Source organism: Bradyrhizobium sp. CB82 (assembly GCF_029714405.1).
Classification (GTDB): domain Bacteria; phylum Pseudomonadota; class Alphaproteobacteria; order Rhizobiales; family Xanthobacteraceae; genus Bradyrhizobium.
In genome coordinates this window covers 8,548,297-8,574,210 of the sequence record NZ_CP121650.1, presented here as the reverse complement: position 1 = coordinate 8,574,210, position 25,914 = coordinate 8,548,297, and the positions used below count along the sequence as shown (strand labels likewise).

The window sequence follows — 25,914 nt, the reverse complement described above, 5'->3', positions numbered from 1 at the left end:
GTTCGTGGCACCCCCTTCCCCAACCCTTCCCCGCAAGGGGGAAGGGAGCCCGTGCGCTTCTGCCCGCCTCACGCGACATTGTTGCGATCGCTTTGCAGAGTATCGACCGCCCATGACCCATCCCGGCGAACAGTTCTATCCCGAAGGCGTGCGTTGGGACGACACCATCGTCCAGGGCACGCTGCCTGATCTCCTCTCGAAAGCCGCGGCCGATTTCGGCGCGCGCGCCGCGCTCGAATTCCGTGATCGTCCGATCAGCTACAGCGAGCTGGAAGCGATGGCGGAGTCCGCCGCCGCCGCTTTCCTGCGCGCCGGCTGCGGCAAGGACAGTTCCGTCGCGCTGTTCCTCGGCAACACGCCCGACCATCCCGTCAATTTCTTCGGCGCGCTGAAGGCAGGTAGCCGGGTCGCGCATCTCTCTCCGCTCGACGGCGAGATTGCGCTGACGCACAAGGTCTCGGATTCCGGTTCGCGCGTGCTGGTGACATCCAACCTCGCAGCGCTGCTGCCGACCGCACTGAAATTCCTGGATAAGGGCCTGATCGACCGCCTGGTCGTCTGCGAGGACGATCATTGGGGCAAGGTCGGCACGCCGCAAGCCGCAATCCCCGCCGATCCCAGGATCATCACTTTCAAAGCCTTCGTCGACGGCGCGGTCAAACCGGCGCAGTGGCCGGTCGTCACGGCCGACGACGTCGCGCTGCTGCAATATACAGGGGGCACCACGGGCCTGCCGAAAGGCGCGATGCTCACGCATGGCAATCTCACCTCGGCGGTGTCGATCTACGACGTCTGGGGCAAGCCGGGACGCGCGGCGCGCGGCAACGTCATCGAACGCGTGATCTGTGTGCTGCCGCTGTTCCACATCTATGCGCTCACCGTCGTTCTCTTGTCCTCGCTCCGCCGCGGCAATCTGATCTCGCTGCACCAGCGCTTCGACGTCGAGGCTGTCATGCGCGACATCGAGGTCAAGCGCGCGACCTACTTTCCGGGCGTGCCGACGATGTGGATCGCGATCGCGGCGCTCCCCGATCTCGACAAGCGCGATTTCACCTCGCTGGCCATGATCGGCTCCGGCGGTGCACCGCTGCCGGTGGAGGTGGCGAATTTCTTCGAGCGTAAGGTTGGCAAGAAGTTGAAGAGCGGCTGGGGCATGACCGAGACCTGTTCGCCCGGCACCAGCCATCCGCCCACCGGCCCGGAAAAGCCGGGCTCGATCGGACTGATGCTGCCCGGCATCGAGCTCGACGTGGTGTCGCTCGACGATCCCATGAAGGTGCTGCCGCCGGGCGAGGTCGGCGAGATCCGCATCAAGGGCCCGAACGTCACCAAGGGCTATTGGAATAAGCCGAAGGAGAGCGCGGAGTCCTTTGCCGATGGCCGCTTCCTCACCGGCGACATCGGCTATCGCGACACCGACGGCTATTTCTTCCTGGTCGACCGCAAGAAGGACATGATCATCTCCGGCGGTTTCAACGTCTATCCGCAGATGATCGAGCAGGCGATCTATACGCATCCGGGCGTGCACGAGGTCATCGTCATCGGCATTCCCGACCAGTATCGCGGCGAGGCGGCAAAAGCCTTCATCAAGCTCAAGGCGGATGCAAAGCCGTTCTCGATCGACGACCTGCGCACGTTCCTCGCCGGCAAGGTCGGCAAGCATGAGTTGCCGGCTGCCGTCGAGTTCGTCGACGAGCTGCCGCGCACGCCGGTCGGCAAGCTGTCGCGCCATGAATTGCGCCAGCAGCAAAAACCATCTCAATCCCCTCAGCAAAGCGCTACAGGAGTCCGCTCGTGACCGACGCCGTCATCGTTTCCACCGCCCGCACGCCGATCGGCAAGGCCTATCGCGGCGCGCTCAACAACACCGAGGGCGCGACGCTGCTCGGTCACGCGATCGGCGAGGCCGTCGCGCGTGCGAAGATCGATCCGAAGGAGGTCGAGGACGTCGTGATGGGCGCCGCCCTCCAGCAGGGTTCGACCGGCGGCAACATCGCGCGCAAGGCGCTGCTGCGTGCCGGCCTGCCGGTCACCGTCGCCGGCACCACGATCGATCGGCAATGCGCGTCGGGCCTGCAGGCGATCGCGCTTGCGGCGCGATCAGTGATCTTTGACGGCGTCGAGATCGCGGTCGGCGGTGGCGGCGAGTCGATCAGCCTCGTGCAGAACGACAAGATGAACGCCTTCCACGCCCAGGATCCGGCGCTGCTCAAGATCAAGGGCGAGGTCTACATGCCCATGATCGACACGGCCGAGGTCGTGGCGAAGCGCTACGGCATCTCGCGTGAGAAGCAGGATGAGTATTCGCTGGAGAGCCAGCGCCGCACTGCGGCCGCGCAGCAGGCCGGCAAGTTCAGGGATGAACTCGCGCCGGTCACGACCAAGATGGCCGTGACCGACAAGGCAACCGGCGAGGTCTCGTTCAAGGACGTGACGCTCTCGCAGGACGAAGGGCCGCGTCCCGAGACCACGGCCGAAGGCCTCGCCGGCCTCAAGCCCGTGCGCGGCGAGGGCTTTACCATCACCGCCGGCAATGCCAGCCAGCTGTCGGACGGCGCCAGCGCCTCGGTGATCATGAGTGACAAGGAAGCGGCCAAGCGCGGCCTGAAGCCGCTCGGCATCTTCCGCGGCTTCGTCTCCGCCGGCTGCGAGCCCGACGAGATGGGCATCGGCCCGGTGTTCGCCGTGCCGCGGCTGCTCAAGCGTCACGGGCTCAAGGTCGACGACATCGGCCTCTGGGAATTGAACGAGGCGTTCGCCGTGCAGGTGCTCTACTGCCGCGACAGGCTCGGCATCGACCCCGACAAGATCAACGTCAATGGCGGCGCGATCTCGGTCGGCCACCCCTACGGCATGTCGGGCGCGCGCCTGACCGGCCACGCTTTGATTGAAGGCCGCCGCCGCAAGACCAAATACGCGGTCGTCACCATGTGCGTCGGCGGCGGCATGGGCGCGGCGGGACTGTTCGAGGTGCTGCAGTAACAACTGTCGTCCTGGCTTTCGTCAGGACGACGAAGGGAAGTTCACAGGAGGATCCGATGGATCTCGCATTCACGAAAGAAGAGCAGGCGTTTCGCGAGGAAGTGCGGCAGTTCTTCCGCGACAACGTGCCGCCGGATACGCGGCGCAAGCTGGTCGAGGGCCGCCACCTCTCGAAGGACGAGATGGTCGCCTGGTGGCGCATCCTCAACAAGAAGGGCTGGGGCGTCAGTCACTGGCCGAAGCAGTATGGCGGCACGGGCTGGACCAGCGTGCAGCACTACATCTTCAACGAAGAGCTCCAGTCCTATCCGGCACCGCAGCCGCTCGCCTTCGGCGTCAGCATGGTCGGTCCGGTCATCTACACCTTCGGCAACGAGGAGCAGAAGAAGAAGTATCTGCCGCGCATCGCCAATGTCGACGACTGGTGGTGCCAGGGCTTTTCCGAGCCGGGCTCGGGCTCGGACCTCGCCTCGCTGAAGACCAAGGCCGAGCGCAAGGGCGACAAGTGGATCATCAACGGCCAGAAGACCTGGACCACGCTGGCGCAGCACGCCGACATGATCTTCTGCCTCTGCCGCACCGATGCGAACGCGAAGAAGCAGATGGGCATCTCCTTCATCGTGTTCAGCATGAAGTCGAAGGGCGTCACGGTGCGCCCGATCCAGACCATCGACGGCGGCGTCGAGGTCAACGAGGTCTTCTTCGACGACGTCGAGGTGCCCATCGAGAACCTGATCGGCGAAGAGAACAAGGGCTGGGACTACGCGAAATTCCTGCTCGGCAATGAGCGCACCGGGATTGCCCGCGTCGGCGTCTCCAAGGAGCGGATTCGCCGCATCAAGGAGCTGGCCTCGAAGGTCGAGTCCGGCGGCAAGCCGATCATCCAGGATGCCGCCTTCCGCGAGAAGCTGGCGGCGTGCGAGATCGAGCTGAAGGCGCTGGAGCTCACGCAGCTCCGCGTCGTCGCCGACGAGGGCAAGCACGGCAAGGGCAAGCCCAATCCGGCGTCCTCGGTGCTCAAGATCAAGGGCTCCGAGATCCAGCAGACCACGACCGAGTTGCTCATGGAGGTCATCGGCCCGTTCGCCGCGCCTTACGACGTGCACGGCGACGATGGCTCGAACGAAGCCATGGACTGGACCGCGCAGATCGCGCCGAGCTACTTCAACAATCGCAAGGTCTCGATCTACGGCGGCTCCAACGAGATCCAGCGCAACATCATCGCCAAGGCGGTGCTGGGGCTTTGAGGGACGCAACAAATGGTGTCGTTCCCCGCCAACCGATCCGGCCTTTGGCCGGCCGGATGACAGGCTCCGGCGGGGGACCCGGTACGCCGCGGCGGTGGTGGTTACGGCAGGCGGTTGCGTTTACTGGATCCCCGCCTTCGCGGGGATGACGTCTGAGGACAAGGCGACGGTAGGCGAAGAGCCCTGCGTCGATTTTTGGAGAGACAGATGGATTTTGATTTGACCGAGGAGCAGCGGCTTCTCAAGGACAGCGTCGAGGGCCTCTTGACCGATTCCTACGATTTCGAGAGCCGCAAGAAGTACATGAAGGAGAAGGGCGGCTGGAGCAAAGCCGTCTGGGGCAAGCTCGCCGAGCAGGGGCTCTTGGGCCTGCCCTTCGCGGAAGCCGATGGCGGCTTCGGCGGCGGCGGCGTCGAGACCATGATCGTGATGGAGGCGCTGGGCAAAGCGCTGGTGCTCGAGCCCTATCTCGCAACCGTGGTGATCGGTGGCGGCTTCCTGCGCCATGGCGGCTCGGATGCGCAGAAGGCGGCGCACCTGCCCGGCATCATCGACGGCAGCCAGACGCTCGCGTTTGCGCAGCTCGAGAAGAACTCTCGCTACGATCTCTTCGACGTCGCAACCTCGGCGAAGAAGAAGGGCGGCGGCTGGGTCATCGACGGCGAGAAGTTCGTCGTGCTGAACGGCGAGAACGCCGACACGCTTGTCGTCACCGCCCGCACCAAGGGCGACCGCCGCGACAAGACTGGCGTCGGCGTGTTCCTGGTGCCCGCGAACGCCAAGGGCGTCGCCAGGAAGTCGTATCCGACACAGGACGGCCTGCACGCTGCCGACATCACCCTCACCGGTGTCGAGGTCGGCGCCGATGCGGCGATCGGAAACCCCGAGGATTCGCTCGCGCTGATCGAACGCGTCGTCGATGAGGCCCGCGTCGCGCTCTGTGCGGAAGCGGTCGGCCTGATGGATGAATCGCTCAAGACCACCGTCGAGTACATCAAGACGCGCAAGCAGTTCGGCGTCGCGATCGGCTCGTTCCAGAGCCTCCAGCACCGCGCCTCCGACATGTTCGTCGCCACCGAGCAGGCCCGCTCGATGTCGATGTTCGCGACCATGGCGAGCGATTTCGAGGACGCACGCGAGCGCTCCAATGCGATCGCGGCGGCCAAGGTGCAGATCGGCAAGTCCTTGAAGTTCGTCGGCCAGCAGTCGATCCAGCTCCACGGCGGCATCGGCATGACCATGGAGGCGAAGATCGGCCACTACTTCAAGCGCCTGACCATGATCGAGAACACGTTTGGTGATACGGAATACCATCAGCGCCGCGTCGCGGACGCGGGCGGGTTGATCTGATCCACGAAGACTGTCATCCCGGGGCATCGTGAAGCGATGAGCCCGGGATTCATCGTGCGGCATCACGCGCGATGAGATGGATTCCGGCTCGCGCCAAGTGGCGCGCGCCCCCGGCGGCGGTGCAGACTACCACTTGCAATTGTGCTGAGACGACGCTTCACTTCACCCTCCCCTGGAGGGGGAGGGTCGCTGCGCATGTAATGCGCAGCGGGGTGGGGTGAAGCCGCAGAGATGGTCTCAACATCGATCCGACGCGCCGCCGCGAAGAAGCTGAGAGACAATACGACACCGCATGAGCGGCTGCTGTGGCGTGCTCTCAAGGAGCTTCCGATGGAAGGCTCGCACTTCCGGCGGCAAGCGCCGATCGGTCCCTATGTCGTCGACTTTCTCTGTCCGGCCAAGCGACTGATCATTGAGCTTGACGGCGGCCACCACAACGAAGACGAGACGGCCAAACGAGACTACAAACGTCAACTCTGGCTTGAGAAGGAAGGCTATCGCGTCATCCGATTCTGGAATTCTGAGGTCACGGCTGACCTGAATTCAATTCTCGAACGCATCTATATCGAACTATATCAATCACGCGATGCGGAAGCTGTTCGACTGAAGCATACCCGCAGGTAGAGCTTCGAGTTGCTGTTCACTCTCCCCTGGAGGGGGAGGGTCGGTTCGCATGCAGCGAAGCGGAATGCGAACCGGGGTGGGGTGACAGACTATCCGCGAATGTGGTGCTTCCAAATTTGCGGCTGAGGGCCGCTCGTCGGAGAGACTTTATGCGTGGCTTCACCCCACCCCGCCCGCGCTTTGCGCGGTCGACCCCCCCTCCAGGGGAGGGTAAGGGGCATCGTCATCCCGGCTTGACCTTCCCATCCCAATCCCTTTTCTTTGGCGCGACACAACAACCTCCCGGGATACGGGAATCGCCAAGGTAGCTTCCATGTCTTTCGTCCTCGCCATCGATCAGGGCACCACCTCCTCGCGCGCCATCGTGTTTCGCAGCGATATTTCCATCGCGGCGAAGGCGCAGCAGGAGTTTCCGCAGCATTTCCCGGCCTCGGGCTGGGTCGAGCATGAGCCGGAGGACATCTGGACCTCGACCGTGATGGTCTGCCGCGACGCGATCGAGCAGGCCGGCATCACTGCGAAAGACATCGCTGCGATCGGCATCACCAACCAGCGCGAGACCACGGTGGTGTGGGACCGCGCCACCGGCCAGGCCGTGCACCGCGCCATCGTCTGGCAGGACCGCCGCACCGCCGAAGTCTGCTCGAAGCTCAAGGCCGAAGGCCACGAGCCCCGGATCTCAGAGAAGACCGGCCTGATCATCGACCCCTATTTCTCCGGCACCAAGGTCGCCTGGATCCTCGACAACGTCCCCGGCGCCCGTGCCCGGGCCGCGCGCGGCGAGCTGATGTTCGGTACGGTCGATTGCTACCTGCTCTGGCGGCTGACCGGAGGCAAGGTGCACGCAACGGACGCCACCAACGCCTCGCGTACGCTGCTGTTCAACATCCACACCGGGGAGTGGGACGACGAGCTCCTGGAGCTCATCGGGGTGCCACGCTCGATGCTCCCTGAAGTGAAGGACTCCTCCGCCCGTTTCGGCGAGACGACGGCCGACCTGTTCGGTGGCGCCATCCCGATCTGCGGCATCGCCGGCGACCAGCAGGCCGCGACCATCGGCCAGGCCTGCTTCCGCCCGGGCATGATGAAGTCGACCTACGGCACCGGCTGTTTTGCCCTGCTCAACACCGGCACCACGCCGGTGGCCTCGAAGAACAAGCTGCTGACCACCATCGCCTATCAGCTCGGCGGAAAACGCACCTACGCGCTCGAAGGCTCGATCTTCGTGGCAGGGTCAGCCGTGCAGTGGCTGCGCGACGGTCTCGGCGTCATCAAGCACGCGGCCGAGACCGGCCCGCTCGCGGATCAATCCGATTCCATGCAGAGCGTCTATCTCGTGCCGGCCTTCGTCGGCATGGGCGCGCCGTACTGGAATCCGCGCGTGCGCGGCGCGCTGTTCGGGTTGACCCGCAACACCGGCCCGGCCGAGCTTGCCCATGCCGCGCTGGAGAGCGTCTGCTACCAGACCTTCGATCTCTGGGCCGCGATGCGCGCCGACTGGCCGAGCTCGGAGACGGCGAGCGTGGTGCTCCGCGTCGACGGCGGCATGACCGCCTCTGACTGGACCATGCAGCGCCTCGCCGATCTCCTCGACGCGCCGGTCGACCGCCCCGTGATCCAGGAGACGACGGCGCTGGGCGCCGCCTACCTCGCCGGCCTCAACGCCGGCGTCTATCCCGAGCCGACGCAATTCGCCGACAACTGGCGCCTCGAGCACCGCTTCAAGCCGAACATGAGCCAGGCGACGCGCGAGCGAAAGCTCGCCGGCTGGGCGCGCGCGGTGAAGGGCGTGCTGGCGAGCGACGAGGGAGAGTGAGCGGCGAATGATCCTCCCCGACGGCTATTCGGACGTGCCCGACGGGAAGATCGCTGCGGTCGTCACGCATCTGGAGATGACCGCGCGGCCGCCGCTGCGCGACGATCCGGTGGGCGCCTGGACCTTGCGCCAGGTCGAACAGCCCGGCCTCGACTGGTTTCGCGCGCTCTATGCGCGGGTCGGCGAGGATTGGCTGTGGTTCTCGCGCCTGCGTATGCCGGACGCGGAGCTCGCGGCGATCGTGCAGTCGCCGCTTGTCGAGATCTGCGCGCTCGTCGCGGACGGCCGCGATGAAGGCCTGCTCGAGCTCGACTTCCGCGAGGCCGGCCAGTGCGAGCTCGCCTTCTTCGGCGTCACCACAAAGCTCATCGGCACCGGTGCCGGCCGCTGGCTGATGAACCGCGCGCTCGAACGCGCATGGTCGCGGGAGGTTGAGCGTGTCTGGGTGCACACCTGCACCTTCGATCACCCGTCCGCAGCTGCGTTCTACCAGCGCTCCGGCTTCCGCCCGTTCCGCCGTCAGATCGAGATCGCCGACGATCCACGCCTCGACGGCACGGTGCCGCGGACGGCGGCGAAGCATGTGCCGATCATCGAATAGCAGCAGATTTGTAGCCCTGATGGAGCGCAGCGAAATCCGGGTGACGGTGGTCCCGCATTCCGCTGCGCTTCATGCAGGCTACGACACGTTCAAAATACCTCCTGCTTCGTCCGCGTCGTTGAGGAGCGAAGAGTGATGAACGGTCGCATGCACATACGTGTGCCTCCCGGGCGCGCGTCAGGCGCGCAATGATCCATGCTTGTTGCGGCCGGCGCAATGCTCCCTTTCCGAGATTTCGCTTGTCAGGTGCGCGCATTGGCGATGAACTGGCTGGCCCTGCCGGGTCAACGAGAAAGAGCGCAAACCATGTTCCTGATCGGACAGTATGATTCTCCCTTCGTCCGCCGTGTCGCGATTGCGCTGAAGCTCTATGGCATCGCCTTCGAGCACAGACCGTGGTCGACCTTCGGCGATGCCGACAAGATCGCGCCGTATAATCCCTTGCGCCGCGTGCCGACGCTGGTGCTCGACGACGGCGAGGCGCTGATCGAGAGCACGATCATTCTCGATCATCTCGACGATCTCGCCGGACCCGAGAAAGCGATGCTGCCGCGCACGGGCGCGGAGCGGCGGCGTCACTTGCGCATCTGTGCGCTGGCCTCCGGCTTGGGGGACAAGGCGGTCAGCCTGCTCTACGAGCGTGTGCTGCGGAAGGAGCAGCTCGCGCTGTGGGTCGAGCGCTGCCAGGCACAGATCGCCGACGTGCTGAAGGTACTGGAAGCCGAGCGCGCCAAGGTGACGACGCCGTACTGGCTGGGTGATCGCATCGGCCACGCCGATGTCGCGGTCGCCTGCGTCGTCCGCTTCACCCGCGAGGCGCACCCGCAGCTCTTCGATCCCGCGCGCTATCCGGCGCTTGCGGCGCATGCCGAGCGCTGCGAGGCGCTGGCGCCGTTCAGGGAGATCGTCCAGCCGCTCGCCCCGCCGAAGGGGTGAGCGCCGCCAGGTCACCTCATCGGCCGTAGAGACCGGTCAGTGTAGCTTTCGCGAGCGTGTGAAAGTGCAGATCGAAACCAACCAGCGCTGCGGACGCCGAATGATCCTTGGCGTCCGGAAGTTTTGCGACATCTACGGCGAAGACGGTGATCTGATAGTGATGCGGCTTGTCGCCGGTCGGTGGGCACGGTCCGCCATAGCCATCACTGCCGAAGTCGGTGCGGCTCTGGATCGCTCCCTTCGGCATCAAATTCTTCTTCGGATCGCCTGCCCCCTTTGGAAGCGAAGCGACGGAAGCTGGAAGATTGAAAACGACCCAATGCCACCAGCCACTGCCGGTCGGCGCGTCAGGATCATAAATCGTCACGGCGAAGCTCTTGGTGCCTGCCGGAGCACCGGTCCAGCTCAAGGCCGGCGAAACGTTGTTGCCCGTACAGCCGAATCCCTTGAATATCTGCTCGTTGGCGATCGTTGCACCTTCGGCGATGTCCGGGCTGGTCAACGCGAGGCTCTGCGCACCAGCTTCGCTTGCAGACAACAGGAACGCGCACGATGCCACCAATGAGAACGCAAACCTTGTCATGGGAAGCTCCCTTCGCAGAAGCGTTCGAAACACTGGAAGGTAGCGCCCAAGGAACGGTGTTTCAATCGGCCTGCCCCGTTGCTTTCGATGCTGCGGCGCAATTGGGCGCTGCGAGGCACTGGCGCCGTTCAAGCAGAACGCCCAGCCTCTCGCTCTGCCGAAGGGGTGAATGCACATCCGCTGTCATTCCGGGGATGCGCCCTGGGGCGCAGGCCCGGAATCCATAACCCCGGTGCGCATGGCCCTAGGGCCATTCGCGCAATCAAAAAAGGCAAGCGCGCCTCTTTTGATTTTTGCCGCGAATGCGGCACGCCGCAAGCGCGGTGGTGGTTATGGATGCCGGGGCTCGACGTTGGTGCGCCGCTCCGGAATGACGAATTGGTTGTGAACTATTTACTCCGCTTCACACCATTCGCCTTCAGATACTCCTCCAGCTCGAACCCCAGCTCCTCGGCGCGATCGAAATATGCCTCTGCTGCATTCGCATCCTTCCGTCCCTTCGCCACGCGTCGCCGCGGCCCTTGTCGCGTACTCGGCCTCATGGTTCGAGACGCGTCGCAAGCGGCGGCCCCCCATTCGCCAAGCCGAACGCATGTTGCGTGATGATCGAATATTACCCCTGATTTGCCCGACGGGTCAAGCGAAATTCGCTAAATCCGCAATGCATCTTTCGGCAGCCGTCGCGCCTTTGCATGGGGTTGTTTTTCAAATTTTGATCGGGAGCGTCGCAGGGAACAGGCCTAGCCCGCCCCGACGCGCTTTTTCTGCCAGGCCAGATGCACCGCGCAGGTGCAGCCGGGGGGGTGCGTGGCGAGGTCGTTGGACGTGACGTCGTTCGCCGGTGTAGCCGCGAACGAGGCATTCACGTCCCTGGCGGCCGAAGCCTGTTGCGCCGGGATGTAGTTGAGGATCGGCGCCAGCCAGCGTTCGACCTCGGCGACGCTCATCTCCTTGCGTGCGGCATAATCTTCGACCTGGTCGCGCTCGATCTTGCCGACGCCGAAATAGAAGCTTTCGGGATGGCTGAAATAGAGCCCGCTCACGGACGAGCCCGGCCACATCGCAAAGCTCTCGGTCAGCTTCACGCCGGCGGTGCTCTCCGCATCGAGCAGAGCGAACAGCGTCTTCTTCTCGGTGTGATCGGGTTGCGCGGGATAGCCGGGCGCGGGGCGGATGCCCTGATACTTTTCGAGGATCAGATCTTCGTTGGAGAGCTGCTCGTCCGGGGCGTAGGCCCAGAACTCGCGGCGGACGCGGGCGTGCATCCGCTCGGCGAAGGCTTCCGCGAGACGATCGGCCAGCGCCTTGCACAGGATCGAGGAATAATCGTCATTGGCCTTCTTGAAGCGGTCGGCGACCGCATCCTCGCCAATGCCGGCGGTGACGACGAAGCCACCGACGTAATCCGGCACGCCTGCGTCGGTCGGCGCGATGAAGTCGGACAGCGCCGCGTTGAAACGGCCCTCGCGCTTCTCGAGCTGCTGGCGCAGCGTGTGCAGCGTGGCAATCTTCCTGGTCCGATTGTCATCGGCATAGAGCACGATGTCGTCGCCATCGGCATTCGCGGGCCAGAAGCCGATCGTGGCGCGCGCCCGGAACCATTTTTCCTTGACGATGGTGTCGAGCATCTTGCGCGCGTCGTCATAGAGCGAGCGCGCGACCTCGCCGACCTTGGGATCATCGAGGATCGCGGGGAATCGCCCGGCGAGTTCCCAGGTCTGGAAGAATGGCGTCCAGTCGATGCAGTCGACGAGCTCGGCGAGGTCGTAATCGTCAAACGTCTTCGTGCCGAGGAAGGTCGGCTTCACCGGCGTTGTCGCGACGAAATCGACCGGCACGCGGTTCGCGCGGGCGTCAGCGAGCTTCAGCCGCTTCTTGTCGGCCTGCGCGCGCAGATGCGCCTCGGAGATCTTTGCGTATTCGGTGCGCACATCGGCGGCAAAGGCCTCGCGCTTCTCGGGCGACAGCAGCGAAGAGGCGACGCCGACGGCGCGGCTCGCATCGTTGACGTGAACCACCGGGCCGGCCTTGTAGTTCGGGTCGATCTTGACGGCGGTATGCACGCGGCTCGTGGTGGCGCCGCCGATCAGGAGCGGCAGCTTCAGGCCTTCGCGCTGCAATTCGCCGGCGAAGAACGCCATCTCGTCGAGCGAGGGCGTGATCAGGCCGGACAGGCCGACGATGTCGGCCTTCTCCGCCTTCACGGTCTCGACGATTTTTGCCGCCGGCACCATCACGCCGAGGTCGATGACCTCGAAATTGTTGCACTGGAGCACGATGCCGACGATGTTCTTGCCGATGTCGTGGACGTCGCCCTTCACGGTCGCGAGCACGATCTTGCCGGCAGACGAATTCGCGTCGCCGCCAATGCCGCTGGCGAGGTTGCGCGCCTTCTCCTCCTCCATGAACGGCATCAGCCAGGCGACCGCCTGCTTCATGACGCGCGCCGATTTCACGACCTGCGGCAAGAACATCTTGCCGTCGCCGAAGAGATCGCCGACCACATTCATGCCGGCCATCAGCGGGCCTTCGATCACGTCGAGCGGACGCGTGGACGCCTTGCGGGCCTCTTCCGTGTCCTGTTCGATGAACTCGGTGATGCCATGCACCAGCGCGTGCGAAAGGCGCTTCTCGACCGGCCATTCGCGCCAGGCGAGATCGGCTTCCTTGCTCTCCGTCTTCTTGCCGCGGAATTTTTCGGCGAGCGCGAGCAGGCGCTCGGAGGCGCCGGCGTCGCGGTTCAGTACGACGTCCTCGCACACCTGGCGCAGCTCGGGATCGATGTCGTCATAGACGATCATCTGCCCCGCATTGACGATGCCCATGTCCATGCCGGCCTTGATGGCGTGATACAGGAACACCGAGTGCATTGCCTCGCGCACCGGCTCGTTGCCGCGGAACGAGAACGACAGGTTGGAAACGCCGCCCGAGATGTGGGTGCCGGGCAGGTTCTTGCGGATCCAGCGTGTCGCTTCGATGAAGTCGACGCCGTAATTGTTGTGTTCTTCGATGCCGGTCGCGATCGCAAAGATGTTGGGATCGAAAATGATGTCTTCCGGCGGGAAACCGACGCGGTTCACCAGGATGTCGTAGGCGCGCTTGCAGATCTCGGTCTTGCGCGCGAACGTATCGGCTTGGCCGACTTCGTCGAATGCCATCACCACGACGGCCGCGCCGTGACGCCGCGCGATCTTGGCCTCAAAGATGAATTTCTCCTCGCCTTCCTTCATCGAGATCGAGTTGACGACCGGCTTGCCCTGCACGCATTTCAGGCCGGCCTCGATGACCGAGAATTTCGAGGAATCGACCATCACGGGCACGCGGGCGATGTCGGGTTCGGCGGCGACGAGGTTGAGAAAGGTCCGCATCGCGGCTTCCGAGTCCAGCAGGCCCTCGTCCATGTTGACGTCGATGATCTGCGCGCCGTTCTCGACCTGGTCGCGCGCGACCTGGAGCGCGGCCGTGTAGTCGCCGGCCGTGATCAGTTTACGGAAGCGGGCCGAACCCGTGACGTTGGTGCGCTCGCCGACGTTGACGAAGGGGATCGCATCCGTCAGCACGAACGGCTCGAGGCCGGAGAGCCTTAAGCGCGGCTCGATCGCGGGCACGAGCCGCGGCTTGTGCGGCGCTACTGCCGCGGCAATCGCCGCGATGTGCTCCGGCGTGGTGCCGCAGCAGCCGCCGACGATGTTGACCAAACCATCACGCGCGAACTCGCCGACCAGGCGGGCCATGTACTCCGGCGTCTCGTCATACTGGCCGAATTCGTTGGGCAGGCCGGCATTGGGATAGGCGCAGACGAGCGTATCGGCGACGCGGCCGATATCGGCGATATGCGCGCGCAGATCTTCTGCGCCGAGCGCGCAGTTGAAGCCGATGGTGACGGGCTTTGCGTGCCGCACCGAATTCCAGAACGCCTCCGGCATCTGTCCCGACAGCAGGCGGCCGGACTTGTCGGTGATGGTGCCGGATACCATCACGGGCATGTCGATGCCGCGTTCTTCCGTGATCTCCGCGATCGCGTAGAGCGCGGCCTTGGCGTTCAGCGTGTCGAAGATGGTCTCGACCAGCAGGAGGTCGACGCCGCCGTCGAGCAGGCCGCGGATCTGCTCGCCGTAGGATTCGCGCAGGTCGTCGAAGGTCACGGCGCGGTAGCCAGGGTTGGCGACGTCGGGCGAGATCGAGGCGGTGCGGTTGGTGGGGCCGATGGCGCCGGCGACGAAGCGCGGCTTGCCGTCCTCGGCCTCGACACGTTTGGCGGCGTTGCCGGCGAGGCGGGCGCCTTCGCGCGCCATCTCATAGACGACGTCAGCGAGGTCGTAGTCGGCCTGCGCGATCGAGGTCGTCGAGAAGGTGTTGGTCGCGACGATATCGGCGCCAGCACGCAGGTACGCGGCGTGGATGTCCTCGATCGCCTGGGGCTGGGTCAGGATCAACAGGTCGTTGTTGCCGCGCAGGTCGCGGTGAAAATCCTTGAAGCGCTCGGCACGGAAGGCGGCCTCGTCGAACTGGAGACCCTGGATCATCGTGCCCATGGCGCCGTCGAGCACCAGGATGCGGTCGCGCGCGGCGGCGAGCAGTGCGGTGCGTTTGGGGGAAACGGTCACGGTCATTGGTTACGCCGCCTTCTTCGCGCTCTTGCCGCGAATGCCGAGCAAATGGCTGATCGCGAACACGAGATCGGCGCGGTTCATGGTGTAGAAGTGGTAGGTGTCGACGCCGTGCTTGGCCAGCTTGTGCACCTGGCCGGCGGCAACGGTCGCCGCGACGAGCTTGCGCGTCTCCGGATCGTCGTCGAGCCCATCGAACTTCTCCGCAAGCCAGTCCGGCACCGTGGTGCCGGCGCGGGTGACGAAATTGCGGGCCTGCCTGAAATTGTGCATGGGCATGATGCCCGGCACGATCGGGATGCTGATGCCGCGCGCGCGCACGCGCTCGAGGTAGCGGAAGTAGAGGTCGTTATCGAAGAATACCTGGGTGATCGCGCGCGTCGCGCCCGCATCGACCTTGGCCTTCAGCGTGTCGATATCGGCGTCGAGGTCACGCGCCTCGGGATGCTTCTCGGGGTAAGCCGAGACCGACACTTCGATATCGGGGTGCCGCTTCTTGATGCCGTCGATGAGCTCGGCGGAGGTCTGGTAACCGTCGGGATGGGTGGCGAAGGGCGTGCCGATGCCGCCAGGCGGATCGCCGCGCAAGGCCACGATGTGGCGGACGCCGACCTCGTGGTAGTGGTCAACGATCTCGTCGATCTCACCGCGCGACGCGCCGACGCAGGTCAGATGCGCCGCCGGCAGCAGCGAAGTCTCCTTCAGGATGCGGGCGATGGTGGCGTGGGTGCGCTCACGGGTCGAGCCGCCCGCGCCATAGGTCACCGAGACGAATTTCGGCTCGAGCGGGGCGAGGCGATTGATGGTCTCCCACAGGTTCTTCTCCATCTCCTCGGTCTTGGGCGGAAAGAACTCGAAGGAGATCGCCGGACGCTTGGCGAGGTGCCCGTCTTGCCCATTGTCTTGCCCGCTATATTGGGCAGGCGTCGTCGGCTCAGTCATGGCACACTCACTCCAGATCTCTCCTCGCAACTGCAGCAGATTTAGCGGGAAGCGCTAAGATAGGCCAAACAGGGTCTTCCTGACAGCCCATCGGCGATGGGAAATGGCCCACTATTGCCGGTAGTATCAGTACTTTTGTGCCTTTGTTAGCTCTGGTGGGAGGTAGGCGGAGCTAATAAATATAAGTTATATCAAGTAGATATGTGGCGTTTGGAGTCTGGCCGGGTTCAGCTGATCAAGTGGGCAACGTGAACATTGGGTGATTTGTGCGCGCGGAATCCCACCGCCCTCCAAACACTTCTCCGGGGGCGTCTCGCTGCCAGCACACGTCAGCTCTGCTCCGTTGGACCATTGCCGCTCCGACGCTGCGCACTACGTTGAACCGGCCATGATCCCGCTCTCCGTCCTCGATCTCTCCGTTGTCACGTCGGCTACCCGGCCGGCGGCGGCGCTGCGCAACAGCATTGATCTCGCGCGCCATGTCGATGGGCTCGGCTATGTCCGCTACTGGCTCGCCGAGCACCACAACCTCGCCTCCGTCGCGAGCCCGGCGCCCGACGTCATGATCGGGCAGATCGCGGCGGTGACGAAGCACATCCGTGTCGGCTCCGGCGGGGTGATGCTGCCCAACCACGCGCCTCTGGTGGTGGCCGAACGTTTCAAGATGCTGGAGGCGCTGTTTCCCGGTCGCATCGATCTCGGCCTCGGCCGCGCGCCCGGCACCGACGGCGCCACGGCGTACGCGCTTCGGAGCCGGCTCGACCGCCGCGAGGGCGACGATTTCCTGGAGCGGCTGCACGAATTGATCCTGTGGGAGACCCGCGAATTCCCCTCAGGCCATCCCTATAACAACGTCGTCGCAATGCCCGACGACACGCGCCTGCCGCCGATCTGGCTGCTCGGCTCCAGCGATTATTCGTCGGAATTGGCAGCCCAGGTCGGCATGGGCTTCGCGTTCGCGCATCATTTTGCGAGCCATGATGCGATCGACGCGATGGTGCAATACCGCAGCCGTTTCCAGCCCTCAGCCTGGCGCGCCACGCCGCACGCAATTCTCGCGGTAGCAGTCGTCACGGCGGATACGGACGAGGAGGCGGAAAAGCTCGCCTCGTCCTTCGACCTCAATCGCCTGCGCCGCGACCGCGGCCAATATCTGCCGCTGCCGAGCGTGGAAGAGGCGCTCGCCTATCCCTACACCGATGCCGACCGCGCCTCGATCGCCCGCAACCGTTCGCGACTGTTCGTCGGCAGCCCACCGACCGTGCAGCAGAAGCTCAAACCGCTGATCGACGCGAGCAAGCCGGACGAATTGATGGTGATCACCGCGGTCTACGACCACGAGGCACGGAAGAAGTCGTATTCGCTGTTGGCCGAGGCGTTCGGGCTGGTGAAGAGCGCGGCCGCCTAACAGCTATCGCGCCCGGGACGCAGCGCGCAGGGTGCGCCGCTGAGCCGGGGCCATCGCGGCCCCTTACGCCCCGGCTCGCGCCTCGCGCGTCCGGGACAGGCGATCACTCCAGCTTCTCGCTGAACGTCGCGCGGAAGGGATGGCCGGGATAGACGCCGACGATGCGGAATTCGCGCGAGAAGAACTTCAGTTCCTCGAGCGCGAAGGCAAGCCCCTTGTCGTTGGGGTGGCCGTCGACATCGGCATAAAACTGCGTCGCAAAGAAATTGCCGTCGACCATGTAGCTTTCGAGCTTGGTCATGTTGACGCCGTTGGTGGCAAAGCCGCCTAGTGCCTTGTAGAGCGCGGCGGGCAGGTTGCGCACCCGGAATACAAAGGAGGTGACCAGCGGGCCCGAGCCCTGCTCGGCCCACTTCGCCTCGCGGGCCAGCACCACAAAACGCGTGGTGTTATGGGCCTCGTCCTCGATGTCCTCGGCCAGGATGTCGAGCCCGTAGATCTTTGCGGCAAGCCGCGAGGCGATCGCGGCGACGCTCTTGTCCTTGCGCTCGGAAATATCGCGCGCGCTGCCGGCGGTGTCGGCCGCCACAATCGGCTTGACCCCGAGCTTGCGGATCACGCGCCGGCACTGACCGAGCGCATGGACATGGCTTTCCACGCTCTTGATGTCTTCGAGCTTCGTGCCCTTCACCGCCATCAATTGATGGCGGACCGGCAGAAACCATTCGCCGATGATGAAGAGGCCGGAGGCCGGCAGCAAATGATGGATGTCGGCGACGCGTCCCGCGACCGAATTCTCGATCGGGATCATGCCGAGATCGGCTTCGCCCGAGGAGATCGCCGACAGCGCGTCCTCGAAGGTTGCGCACGGCATCGGCTCGGCGTCGGGATAGGCCTCGTCGATGGCGATGTGGGAGTTGGCCCCACGCTCGCCCTGGAATGCGATTTTCATCTTGCTCATGTCGGGCCTTGTAACAGCGGCTCAGGATTTGGAAAGGATGCTGCGGGCGGTCTCTAAGTCCGCCGCGGTGTCGACCCCGCGGGGTACCGTATCGACGATGGTGAAGTCGATGCGCATGCCGGCCTCCAGCGCCCGGAGCTGCTCCAGCTTCTCCTGCAATTCCAGCGGCGAGGGCGGCAGCGAGACGAACCGCTCCAGCGCCGCACGGCGGTAGGCGTAAAGCCCGATATGGTGGTAACGCGGTCCGTCTCCAGTGGGGGCGGTCGCGCGGGTGAAATAGAGCGCGCGCATCCGCCGTCCGCCGAGCGAGGTTCCAACCGCCTTCACCACGCTGGGGGCGCGGTCCTCCTCCTCGGTATGAATTTGCGAGGCCAGGGTCGCAATGTCGACCGCGGGGTCGGCCAGCGGAGGCAGCACGTCACGGATGTTGCCGGTCGAGATCGTCGGGAAATCGCCCTGGAGATTGACCACGATCTCGGCCTTGCCCTCGGGATCGAGCTTCTGCATGGCCTCATGGATGCGGTCGGAGCCCGACGGATGCTCGGGGCGGGTCATCACGGCGACGCCGCCATGCGCGGTGACGACGTCTGCGATCTCCTGCGTGTCGGTTGCAACCGCGACCCGCCCGATGGCCGCCTCTTCGGCTCGCCGCAGCACGTGCACGATCATCGGCTGGCCGGCGATGTCCTTCAGCGGCTTGCCGGGCAGGCGAGTGGCCGCCATGCGGGCCGGGATCAGCACCAAAATGCGGGGATCGGTCATCCTGTTCAGGGCCTGGAAACGGGCGCATTCCGCGCCGAGAAATGGGGTGGGGATGGGGTGAAAGCGGGGCCGTTTATACGGGTTGCCAGACCCCGGGCAAACCGATATCTCAATCGCTGCTCGGGGGTGGGGTGGAACGTCCGATTCCCAGTGTCTTATTCTCGTGTCCTGGCGGCCGCTTGGGCCGCTTTCCTTCATGCGGTGTGGGGCCTGATCCGACATGGACTCGTTCGAACTCAACAAGATCCTCGGTGCCATCCTCGGCACCTGCCTCGTCGTCCTGGTGACGAGCTTCACTGCCCAGGCACTGTTCGCCGCGAAACCGCCGGAGAAGCCCGGTTTCGAGATTGCCGTGAAGGAAGAGGCCGGCGGCAAGGAAGGGGGTGCTGCGGCGGCGCCGTCCGAGCCGATCGAGAAGCTGCTCCAGACCGCCTCCGTCGAGAAGGGCGCCTCCGCCGCCAAGAAGTGCGGCGCCTGCCACACCTTCGAGAAGGGCGGCCCGAATCGCGTCGGTCCGAACCTCTACGGCATCGTCGGCGACCACAAAGGCGAGGGCCGTGGCGGATTCAATTTCTCGGCTGCGATGAAGGCCAAGGGCGGTACCTGGACCTTCGACGAGTTGAACAAATTCCTCACCAATCCGAAGGCTGATATTCCCGGCACGGCGATGGGCTTTGCTGGTATTCCCAAGGACAGCGAGCGCGCGGACGTTATCGCCTATCTCAACAGCCTGTCGGACAGCCCGCAGCCGCTGCCAACGGCGGCGAAGTAAGATCGCCAAAAGATTGTGCTGATATGGCGGCCAGGCTCGAAAAGCCTGGCCGTTTCCTTATCTACCGCTTGCCCACCTCGCAGCGTTGTCATCGGGGCGTTTCGCCGCAGCGATCCGGCCCGGTAGGCTTCCAAGATGAGGAAAAAGCAACATAATCGGTCGAAACCTTGCCGTATATTGGGGCCTTAAAGGGGTAACCTCCTTCCAGGACAGGGATGTTCATTTGGCCATTACCCGACGCGATCTTCTGCTAGCCGGCGCTGCGACTGCTGCGCTTCCCGCCCTCGGTTCCGCCGCAGGGGTTCCGATCGTTGGTGCCGCGCAGGCGCAATCTGCCAGTGAGCTCCCCTGGCGCCACGGCCTGTCCCTGTTCGGCGACATCAAATATCCGGCAGACTTCAAGCGTTTCGACTACGTCAATCCGGACGCGCCCAAGGGCGGTGTCGCGCGCATGATCTCGATCGGCACCTTCGACAATTTCAACCTCGCAGTCGCCGGCATCAAGGGCGCGCTCGCGCCGGCCGCGGCCATGATCTACGAAACGCTGATGACCCGGGCGCAGGACGAGGTGGCGACCGAGTACGGCGAACTTGCCGAAGCGGCCCAACATCCGGACGACTTTTCCTGGGTGATCTATCGCCTCCGGAAGGAAGCCCGTTGGCATGACGGCAAGCCGGTGACACCGGACGATGTCATCTTCTCACTTGCGACGCTGAAACAGCATAGTCCGATGTATGCGTCCTACTATCGCCACGTGGTGAAGGCGGAGAAGGTCGGCGAGCGCGACGTCAAATTCACCTTCGATGGACCGGGCAACCGGGAATTGCCGACCATCGTCGGCGAGCTGACGGTGCTGCCGAAACATTGGTGGGAAGGCACCGACGCGCAGGGGCGCAAGCGCGACGTCAGCACCACCACGCTGGAGATTCCGCTGGGGTCCGGACCGTACCGGATCAAGGAATTCGTGGCGGGACGCTCAGTCAAGCTCGAGCGGGTGAAGGACCATTGGGGCGCCAATGTCCCGAGCCAGGTCGGCCAGAACAATTTCGACGAGCTGCGTTTCGAGTTTTTCCGCGACAACCTCGTTGCGCTCGAAGCGTTCAAGGCCGACCAGGCCGACTGGATCGCAGAAAACTCCGCCAAGCAATGGGCGACGGCTTACGACTTCCCGGCGGTCGCGGACAAACGGGTGATCAAGGAAGAATTTCCGATCAACGATTCCGGTCGCATGCAGGCGTTCGTGGTCAACAACAGGCGCGACCAGTTCAGGGACCCGCGGGTGAGGCGGGCCTTCAACTACGCCTTCGACTTCGAGGAGATGAACAAGCAGCTCTTCTTCGGCCAGTACAAACGGATCAACAGCTACTTCGAGGGCACGGAGCTCGCCGCAACCGGCCTGCCACAGGGCGAGGAATTGCAGATCCTCGAGACGATGAAGGACAAGGTGCCCCCGGAAGTCTTCACCACGCCCTACCAGAATCCTGTCGGCGGCAATCCGGAGGCGGTGCGCGCCAACTTGCGCGAAGCGGCAAAGCTCCTGAAAGAGGCGGGCTTCGAGGTGCGCGACCACAAGTTGGTCGACGCCGCAGGTAAGGTTCTGACGGTCGAGATCCTGGTGCAGGATCCCTCATCGGAGCGCATCGCGCTGTTCTACAAGCCCTCGCTGGAGCGGATCGGTGTCAATGCATCCGTCCGCACCGTCGACGATGCACAATACCAGAACCGGCTGCGCAGCTTCGATTTCGACATGATCATCGATCAGTGGGGGGAGTCGCTCTCGCCGGGCAACGAGCAGCGTGAGTTTTGGGGCTCGCAGACGGCCGACATACCAGGGGCGCGCAACACGATCGGCATCAAGAATCCGGCCGTGGATGCATTGATCGAGAAAGTGATCTTCGCCAAGGACCGCGCCGGTCTCGTCGCCGCGACGCGCGCGCTCGATCGCGTCCTGCTGTGGAATTTCTACGTCGTGCCCCAGTTTACCTATCCATTCTCGCGCTACGCAAGGTGGGACCGCTTCAGCCATGCCGAGCCGCTGCCGAAATACGGCAGGTCGGGCCTGCCGACGCTTTGGTGGTATGACGCCGAGAAGGCCGCCCGAATCGGAAAACGCTCTTGAGGAAGCTTTCGCGCATGGCGCAGCTTTCACGCCGGCACGTACTGGCCATAGGCGCTGGCGGCGCCCTCAGCGCATCGCTGAGCCCGTCTCTGAGGTTATCTTGGCTGCGCGGCGCTGAGGCATCGGAAATGCCGACCGAGATGCACGGCATCTCGGCGTTCGGCGATCTCAAATATCCTGCCGACTTCCACAATTTCGACTACGTCAATGCCGATGCGCCGAAGGGCGGGACGTTCTCGCTGATCCCGTCGGTCCGCGCCTACAACCAGTCCTATTTCACGTTCAGCTCGCTCAACGCTTACGTCCTCAAGGGCGAAGGCGCGCAAGGCATGGACATGACCTTCGCGCCGTTGATGGCGCGGGCCAACGACGAGCCCGACGCAATGTACGGGCTTGCGGCCAAGTCGGTGCGGATATCTCCGGACAAGCTGATTTACACCTTTGCGATGCGGCCGGAGGCTCGTTTTCACGACGGCTCCAGGCTTACCGCGCATGATGTCGCCTTCTCGCTCAACACTCTGAAAGAGAAGGGGCATCCTCTGATCGTGGTGCAGCTGCGCGATTTTGTGAAGGCCGAGGCACTGGACGATGCGACCGTGGTCGTCACTTTCGCACCGGGACGGGCACGCGACGTGCCGCTCTATGTCGCAAGCCTCCCGATCTTCTCGAAGACCTATTACGCAACGCGCCCGTTCGACGAATCGACGCTCGAGGCGCCCTTGGGTTCGGGCCCGTACAAGGTCGGAAGGTTCGAGGTCAACCGCTACATCGAATATGAGCGCGTCAAGGATTGGTGGGGCGCCGATCTGCCGGTCTGCCGGGGCAGCTACAATTTCGACACCGTACGCTACGAATACTATCGCGACCGCGACGTCGCCTTCGAAGGCTTCACCGGCAAGACTTATCTGTTTCGCGAGGAGCTCACGGCGCGCATCTGGGCGACCCGTTATGACTTCCCCGCGATCAAGGACGGCCGTGTCAAGCGCGAACAATTGCCCGACGAAACGCCCTCGGGCGCGCAGGGCTGGTTCATCAATCTGCGTCGCGACAAGTTCCGGGATTCCCGCGTGCGGGAAGCCCTGATCTACGCCTTCGACTTCGAATGGACCAACAAGACCATCATGTACGGCGCCTATGCGCGCACCCAATCGCCATTCCAGAATTCGGACATGATGGTTTCCGGCCCGCCGTCGCCCGAGGAGCTCGCCCTACTCGAGCCGTTCCGTGGCCAGGTGCCCGACGAGGTGTTTGGCCAGCCCTTCGTTCCGCCGGTATCAGACGGATCGGGGCAGGACCGTACCCTGCTGCGAAAAGCGGCCGAACTGCTCAATGAGGCCGGGTATGTCATCAAGGACCGCAAGCGTGTGCTGCCCAATGGCGAACCGTTCACGATCGAATTCCTGAACGACGAGCAGTCGATCCAGCCGCACCACGGCCCCTACCTCAAGAATCTTGCAACGCTCGGTATCGACGCCACATTCCGTCTGGTCGATGCCGTCCAGTACCGCGCGCGTGTTGAAGATTTCGACTTCGACATGACCATCGAACGCTTCTCGATGTCGGCGACCCCTGGCGATGCCATGCGGCCGTTCTTCTCCTCGCAGGCAGCCAAGACCAAGGGTTCATACAATCTCGCGGGCATCTCCAATCCGGTCATCGACGCGCTCATCGAGAAGATCATCGCAGCCCAGACCAGGGCGGAACTGACCATCGCTTGCCGGGCGTTCGATCGCGTCTTTCGCGCCGGGCGCTACTGGGTGCCGCAATGGTACGCCAACTTCCATCGCGTGGCCTATTGGGATCAGTACAGCCACCCCGACAAGCCACCGAAATATGCGCAAGGCGTCGGCGCGCCTGAAAACTGGTGGTTCGACGCCGCCAAGGCCGCCAAGCTGGATCAGGCGAAGTAGATCATGAGCGCCTATATCGCACGCCGCATTCTGCTGATGATCCCGACGCTGCTCGGGATCCTGTTCATTTCCTTCGTCGTGGTGCAATTCGCGCCGGGCGGCCCGGTCGAGCGCGTGATCGCGCAGCTCTCCGGCGCCGACACCGGCGGCACCTCGCGCATCTCGGGTGGCGGCGACTTTGCGCAGCGTGCGCCGGGACAGGTTGGCGCCGGCGCCGACGCCGTCAACTCGAAATACCGCGGCGCGCAGGGCCTCGATCCCGAGTTCATCAAGAAGCTGGAGCAGCAGTTCGGCTTCGACAAGCCGGCGCCCGAGCGCTTCCTGATGATGGTCTGGAATTTCGCGCGGTTCGATTTCGGCACCAGCTATTTCCGCACCGTCAGCGTCATCCAGCTCATCAAGGAGAAGCTGCCGGTCTCGATCTCGCTCGGCATCTGGCTGACGCTGATGACGTACCTGATCTCGATTCCGCTGGGCATTCGCAAGGCGGTCAAGGACGGCGCGCGGTTCGACACCTGGACGTCGGCGGTCATCGTGCTCGGCTATGCAATTCCCGGCTTCCTGTTCGCGATCCTGCTGATCATCCTGTTCGCCGGCGGCTCGTTCTTCAACTGGTTTCCGCTGCGCGGGCTGACGTCGGACGGCTGGTCGCAATTCCCCTGGTACTGGAAGATCCTCGACTATTTCTGGCACCTGACCTTGCCGTTGATCTCGATGGCGCTCGGCGCCTTTGCCACCATGACGTTTCTGACCAAGAACTCGTTCCTGGACGAGATCCGCAAGCAATACGTCATGACCGCGCGCGCCAAGGGCTGTAGCGAGCGTCAGGTGCTCTACGGCCACATCTTCCGCAACGCCATGCTGATCGTGATCGCGGGTTTCCCCGGCGCTTTCATCAGCGCCTTCTTCTCAGGCTCGCTGCTCATCGAGACCATTTTTTCGCTCGACGGCCTCGGGCTGCTTGGTTTCGAGAGCGTGCTCAATCGGGATTATCCCGTCGTGTTCGGCACGCTCTACATCTTTTCGTTGATGGGTCTCGTGGTCAATCTGATCTCCGATCTGACCTATATGTGGATCGATCCCCGGATCGATTTCGAGGCGCGGGAGGTCTGATGACGGTCACCGCACCCACCCCGATCGAGACCACGACCAGATCGCCGCTCGGCGAGGTCGTGCCGATCACGCGCAAGGGCTTCGAACCTTCGCCGCTCAATCGCCGACGCTGGCAGAACTTCAAGGCCAACAGGCGCGGCTACTGGTCGTTCTGGATTTTTATGGTCCTGTTCGTGGTCTCGCTGTTCGCGGAACTGATCGCCAACGACCGGCCGTTCATGATCAAGTTCGACGGTCGTCTCTACTGGCCCGCCTTCGTCACCTATTCGGAGACCACCTTTGGCGGCGATTTCGAGACTGCCGCCGACTATCGCGATCCCTATTTGCAGAAGCTGATTAAGGACAAGGGCGGCTTCATCGTCTGGCCGCTCATCCGCTACTCCTACGACACCCACAATCTCGACCTGCCGACACCCGCGCCGTCGCCGCCGACCTGGATGCTGACGGAGGCGCAATGCAAGCCGGTGGTGGAGAGGAAGGGCCTGAAAAGCTGTCGTGATCTCGAATACAATTGGCTCGGCACCGACGACCAGGGCCGCGACGTGGTCGCGCGGCTGATCTATGGCTTCCGCATCTCGGTGCTGTTCGGCCTGACGCTGACCATCGTCTCGTCCGTCATCGGCATCATCGCCGGCGGCGTGCAGGGCTATTTCGGCGGCTGGATCGATCTGTTGTTCCAGCGCTTCATCGAAATCTGGAACGCCATACCCTATCTCTATCTGCTGCTCATCATATCGGCGGTGCTTCCTCCGGGCTTCTTCATTCTGCTCGGCATCATGGTGCTGTTTCACTGGGTGGCGCTGGTCGGTCTCGTGCGCGCGGAATTCTTGCGCGGGCGCAATTTCGAATACATCCAGGCTGCGCGGGCGCTCGGGGTCTCCAATGCCGTGATCATGTTCCGCCACCTGTTGCCGAACGCCATGGTAGCGACGATGACGTTCCTGCCGTTCATCGTCTCATCGTCGGTGATGACGCTGACGGCCCTCGACTTCCTGGGCTTCGGCCTGCCCCCTGGCTCGCCCTCGCTCGGCGAGATGTTGGCGCAGGCCAAGGCCAACGTGCAGGCGCCGTGGCTCGGCTTCTCCGGCTTCTTCGCCGTCGCGATCATGCTGTCGCTCTTGATCTTCACTGGCGAAGCGGTGCGTGACGCCTTCGATCCGCGCAAGACGTTCAGGTAA

Annotated in this window: 19 protein-coding genes; 14 read left to right on the top strand and 5 right to left on the bottom strand. The window is 63.9% G+C overall.

The window, feature by feature from the left end; translation table 11 throughout:
* Positions 1-112: 112 nt before the first annotated feature.
* The 8 genes from pimA (at position 113) to QA640_RS40630 (ending at position 9,556) form a co-directional block, all read left to right on the top strand.
* The gene (pimA, locus tag QA640_RS40665; protein WP_283038218.1) at positions 113-1,798 is read left to right on the top strand and encodes a dicarboxylate--CoA ligase PimA; all 1,686 of its coding nucleotides are present in this window, start codon (positions 113-115) and stop codon (positions 1,796-1,798) included.
* A complete protein-coding gene (locus QA640_RS40660) occupies positions 1,795-2,982 on the top strand; it encodes an acetyl-CoA C-acyltransferase (protein ID WP_283038217.1) in 1,188 nt (395 codons plus the stop codon). Before pimA ends, QA640_RS40660 begins: the two co-directional genes overlap by 4 nt.
* A 56-nt stretch (positions 2,983-3,038) precedes the next feature.
* A complete protein-coding gene (gene pimC, locus QA640_RS40655) occupies positions 3,039-4,229 on the top strand; it encodes a pimeloyl-CoA dehydrogenase large subunit (RefSeq protein ID WP_283038216.1) in 1,191 nt (396 codons plus the stop codon).
* A 207-nt stretch (positions 4,230-4,436) separates the two neighbouring features.
* On the top strand, positions 4,437-5,579 hold the full coding sequence (gene pimD, locus QA640_RS40650; RefSeq protein ID WP_283038215.1) for a pimeloyl-CoA dehydrogenase small subunit: 1,143 nt from the start codon (positions 4,437-4,439) through the stop codon (positions 5,577-5,579).
* Between the two features lie 246 nt (positions 5,580-5,825).
* Positions 5,826-6,203 carry an endonuclease domain-containing protein gene (locus QA640_RS40645; RefSeq protein ID WP_349253765.1) on the top strand — a complete coding sequence of 126 codons (378 nt, stop codon included), beginning with the start codon at positions 5,826-5,828 and terminating at the stop codon, positions 6,201-6,203.
* 313 nt (positions 6,204-6,516) lie between these two features.
* The gene (gene glpK, locus QA640_RS40640; RefSeq protein ID WP_283038214.1) at positions 6,517-8,019 is read left to right on the top strand and encodes a glycerol kinase GlpK; all 1,503 of its coding nucleotides are present in this window, start codon (positions 6,517-6,519) and stop codon (positions 8,017-8,019) included.
* A 7-nt stretch (positions 8,020-8,026) separates the two neighbouring features.
* Positions 8,027-8,620 carry a GNAT family N-acetyltransferase gene (locus QA640_RS40635; protein ID WP_283038213.1) on the top strand — a complete coding sequence of 198 codons (594 nt, stop codon included), beginning with the start codon at positions 8,027-8,029 and terminating at the stop codon, positions 8,618-8,620.
* Positions 8,621-8,926: 306 nt separating this feature from the next.
* Entirely contained in the window at positions 8,927-9,556 is a 630-nt protein-coding gene (locus QA640_RS40630) for a glutathione S-transferase family protein (RefSeq protein ID WP_283038212.1), read from the top strand.
* 16 nt (positions 9,557-9,572) lie between these two features.
* Here the strand turns inward: QA640_RS40630 and QA640_RS40625 are convergent, their stop codons facing one another.
* The 3 genes from QA640_RS40625 to metF all read right to left on the bottom strand — a co-directional run bounded on the left by QA640_RS40625 (position 9,573) and on the right by metF (position 15,691).
* Positions 9,573-10,139, bottom strand: a complete 567-nt coding sequence (locus QA640_RS40625; protein ID WP_283038211.1) for a YbhB/YbcL family Raf kinase inhibitor-like protein — start codon at positions 10,137-10,139, stop codon at positions 9,573-9,575.
* Positions 10,140-10,879: 740 nt separating this feature from the next.
* Positions 10,880-14,752: a methionine synthase gene (metH, locus tag QA640_RS40620; protein ID WP_283038210.1), complete on the bottom strand. Its 3,873-nt coding sequence runs from the start codon at positions 14,750-14,752 to the stop codon at positions 10,880-10,882.
* Positions 14,753-14,755: 3 nt separating this feature from the next.
* Positions 14,756-15,691: a methylenetetrahydrofolate reductase [NAD(P)H] gene (gene metF / locus QA640_RS40615; protein WP_283038209.1), complete on the bottom strand. Its 936-nt coding sequence runs from the start codon at positions 15,689-15,691 to the stop codon at positions 14,756-14,758.
* Positions 15,692-16,079: 388 nt separating this feature from the next.
* Between metF and QA640_RS40610 the strand changes: the two genes are divergently transcribed.
* Positions 16,080-17,099 carry an LLM class flavin-dependent oxidoreductase gene (locus tag QA640_RS40610; RefSeq protein WP_283038208.1) on the top strand — a complete coding sequence of 340 codons (1,020 nt, stop codon included), beginning with the start codon at positions 16,080-16,082 and terminating at the stop codon, positions 17,097-17,099.
* 103 nt (positions 17,100-17,202) lie between these two features.
* On the opposite strand, the gene QA640_RS40605 is transcribed toward QA640_RS40610, so the two are convergent.
* Positions 17,203-18,060, bottom strand: coding sequence for a prephenate dehydratase (locus QA640_RS40605; RefSeq protein WP_283038207.1), 858 nt, complete (start codon positions 18,058-18,060; stop codon positions 17,203-17,205).
* A 21-nt stretch (positions 18,061-18,081) separates the two neighbouring features.
* Positions 18,082-18,822 (bottom strand): 3-deoxy-manno-octulosonate cytidylyltransferase, encoded by a 741-nt coding sequence (locus tag QA640_RS40600; RefSeq protein WP_283038206.1) that lies wholly within the window; start codon positions 18,820-18,822, stop codon positions 18,082-18,084.
* Between the two features lie 220 nt (positions 18,823-19,042).
* Here QA640_RS40600 and QA640_RS40595 point away from each other — a divergent pair, with 220 nt between their 5' ends.
* From QA640_RS40595 to QA640_RS40575, 5 genes are all read left to right on the top strand, one after another.
* Complete coding sequence (locus QA640_RS40595) at positions 19,043-19,594, top strand: cytochrome c family protein (RefSeq protein WP_283038205.1); 552 nt, start codon at positions 19,043-19,045, stop codon at positions 19,592-19,594.
* A gap of 223 nt (positions 19,595-19,817) precedes the next feature.
* A complete protein-coding gene (locus tag QA640_RS40590) occupies positions 19,818-21,713 on the top strand; it encodes an extracellular solute-binding protein (RefSeq protein ID WP_283038204.1) in 1,896 nt (631 codons plus the stop codon).
* A gap of 14 nt (positions 21,714-21,727) precedes the next feature.
* The gene (locus tag QA640_RS40585) at positions 21,728-23,623 is read left to right on the top strand and encodes an extracellular solute-binding protein (protein WP_283038203.1); all 1,896 of its coding nucleotides are present in this window, start codon (positions 21,728-21,730) and stop codon (positions 23,621-23,623) included.
* Between the two features lie 3 nt (positions 23,624-23,626).
* Complete coding sequence (locus tag QA640_RS40580; RefSeq protein WP_283038202.1) at positions 23,627-24,736, top strand: microcin C ABC transporter permease YejB; 1,110 nt, start codon at positions 23,627-23,629, stop codon at positions 24,734-24,736.
* Positions 24,736-25,914 (top strand): ABC transporter permease, encoded by a 1,179-nt coding sequence (locus QA640_RS40575; RefSeq protein ID WP_283038201.1) that lies wholly within the window; start codon positions 24,736-24,738, stop codon positions 25,912-25,914. The genes QA640_RS40580 and QA640_RS40575 overlap by 1 nt, the downstream gene beginning before the upstream one ends.

Bases quoted from the DNA above. Each gene is read 5' to 3' on its own strand.
- pimA (WP_283038218.1), top strand. From the start codon at position 113: ATGACCCATCCCGGCGAACAGTTCTATCCCGAAGGCGTGCGTTGGGAC.
- pimC (WP_283038216.1), top strand. From the start codon at position 3,039: ATGGATCTCGCATTCACGAAAGAAGAGCAGGCGTTTCGCGAGGAAGTG.
- pimD (WP_283038215.1), top strand. From the start codon at position 4,437: ATGGATTTTGATTTGACCGAGGAGCAGCGGCTTCTCAAGGACAGCGTC.
- glpK (WP_283038214.1), top strand. From the start codon at position 6,517: ATGTCTTTCGTCCTCGCCATCGATCAGGGCACCACCTCCTCGCGCGCC.
- QA640_RS40635 (WP_283038213.1), top strand. From the start codon at position 8,027: ATGATCCTCCCCGACGGCTATTCGGACGTGCCCGACGGGAAGATCGCT.
- QA640_RS40630 (WP_283038212.1), top strand. From the start codon at position 8,927: ATGTTCCTGATCGGACAGTATGATTCTCCCTTCGTCCGCCGTGTCGCG.
- QA640_RS40625 (WP_283038211.1), bottom strand. From the start codon at position 10,139: ATGACAAGGTTTGCGTTCTCATTGGTGGCATCGTGCGCGTTCCTGTTG.
- metH (WP_283038210.1), bottom strand. From the start codon at position 14,752: ATGACCGTGACCGTTTCCCCCAAACGCACCGCACTGCTCGCCGCCGCG.
- metF (WP_283038209.1), bottom strand. From the start codon at position 15,691: ATGACTGAGCCGACGACGCCTGCCCAATATAGCGGGCAAGACAATGGG.
- QA640_RS40610 (WP_283038208.1), top strand. From the start codon at position 16,080: ATGATCCCGCTCTCCGTCCTCGATCTCTCCGTTGTCACGTCGGCTACC.
- QA640_RS40605 (WP_283038207.1), bottom strand. From the start codon at position 18,060: ATGAGCAAGATGAAAATCGCATTCCAGGGCGAGCGTGGGGCCAACTCC.
- QA640_RS40600 (WP_283038206.1), bottom strand. From the start codon at position 18,822: ATGACCGATCCCCGCATTTTGGTGCTGATCCCGGCCCGCATGGCGGCC.
- QA640_RS40595 (WP_283038205.1), top strand. From the start codon at position 19,043: ATGGACTCGTTCGAACTCAACAAGATCCTCGGTGCCATCCTCGGCACC.
- QA640_RS40585 (WP_283038203.1), top strand. From the start codon at position 21,728: ATGGCGCAGCTTTCACGCCGGCACGTACTGGCCATAGGCGCTGGCGGC.
- QA640_RS40580 (WP_283038202.1), top strand. From the start codon at position 23,627: ATGAGCGCCTATATCGCACGCCGCATTCTGCTGATGATCCCGACGCTG.
- QA640_RS40575 (WP_283038201.1), top strand. From the start codon at position 24,736: ATGACGGTCACCGCACCCACCCCGATCGAGACCACGACCAGATCGCCG.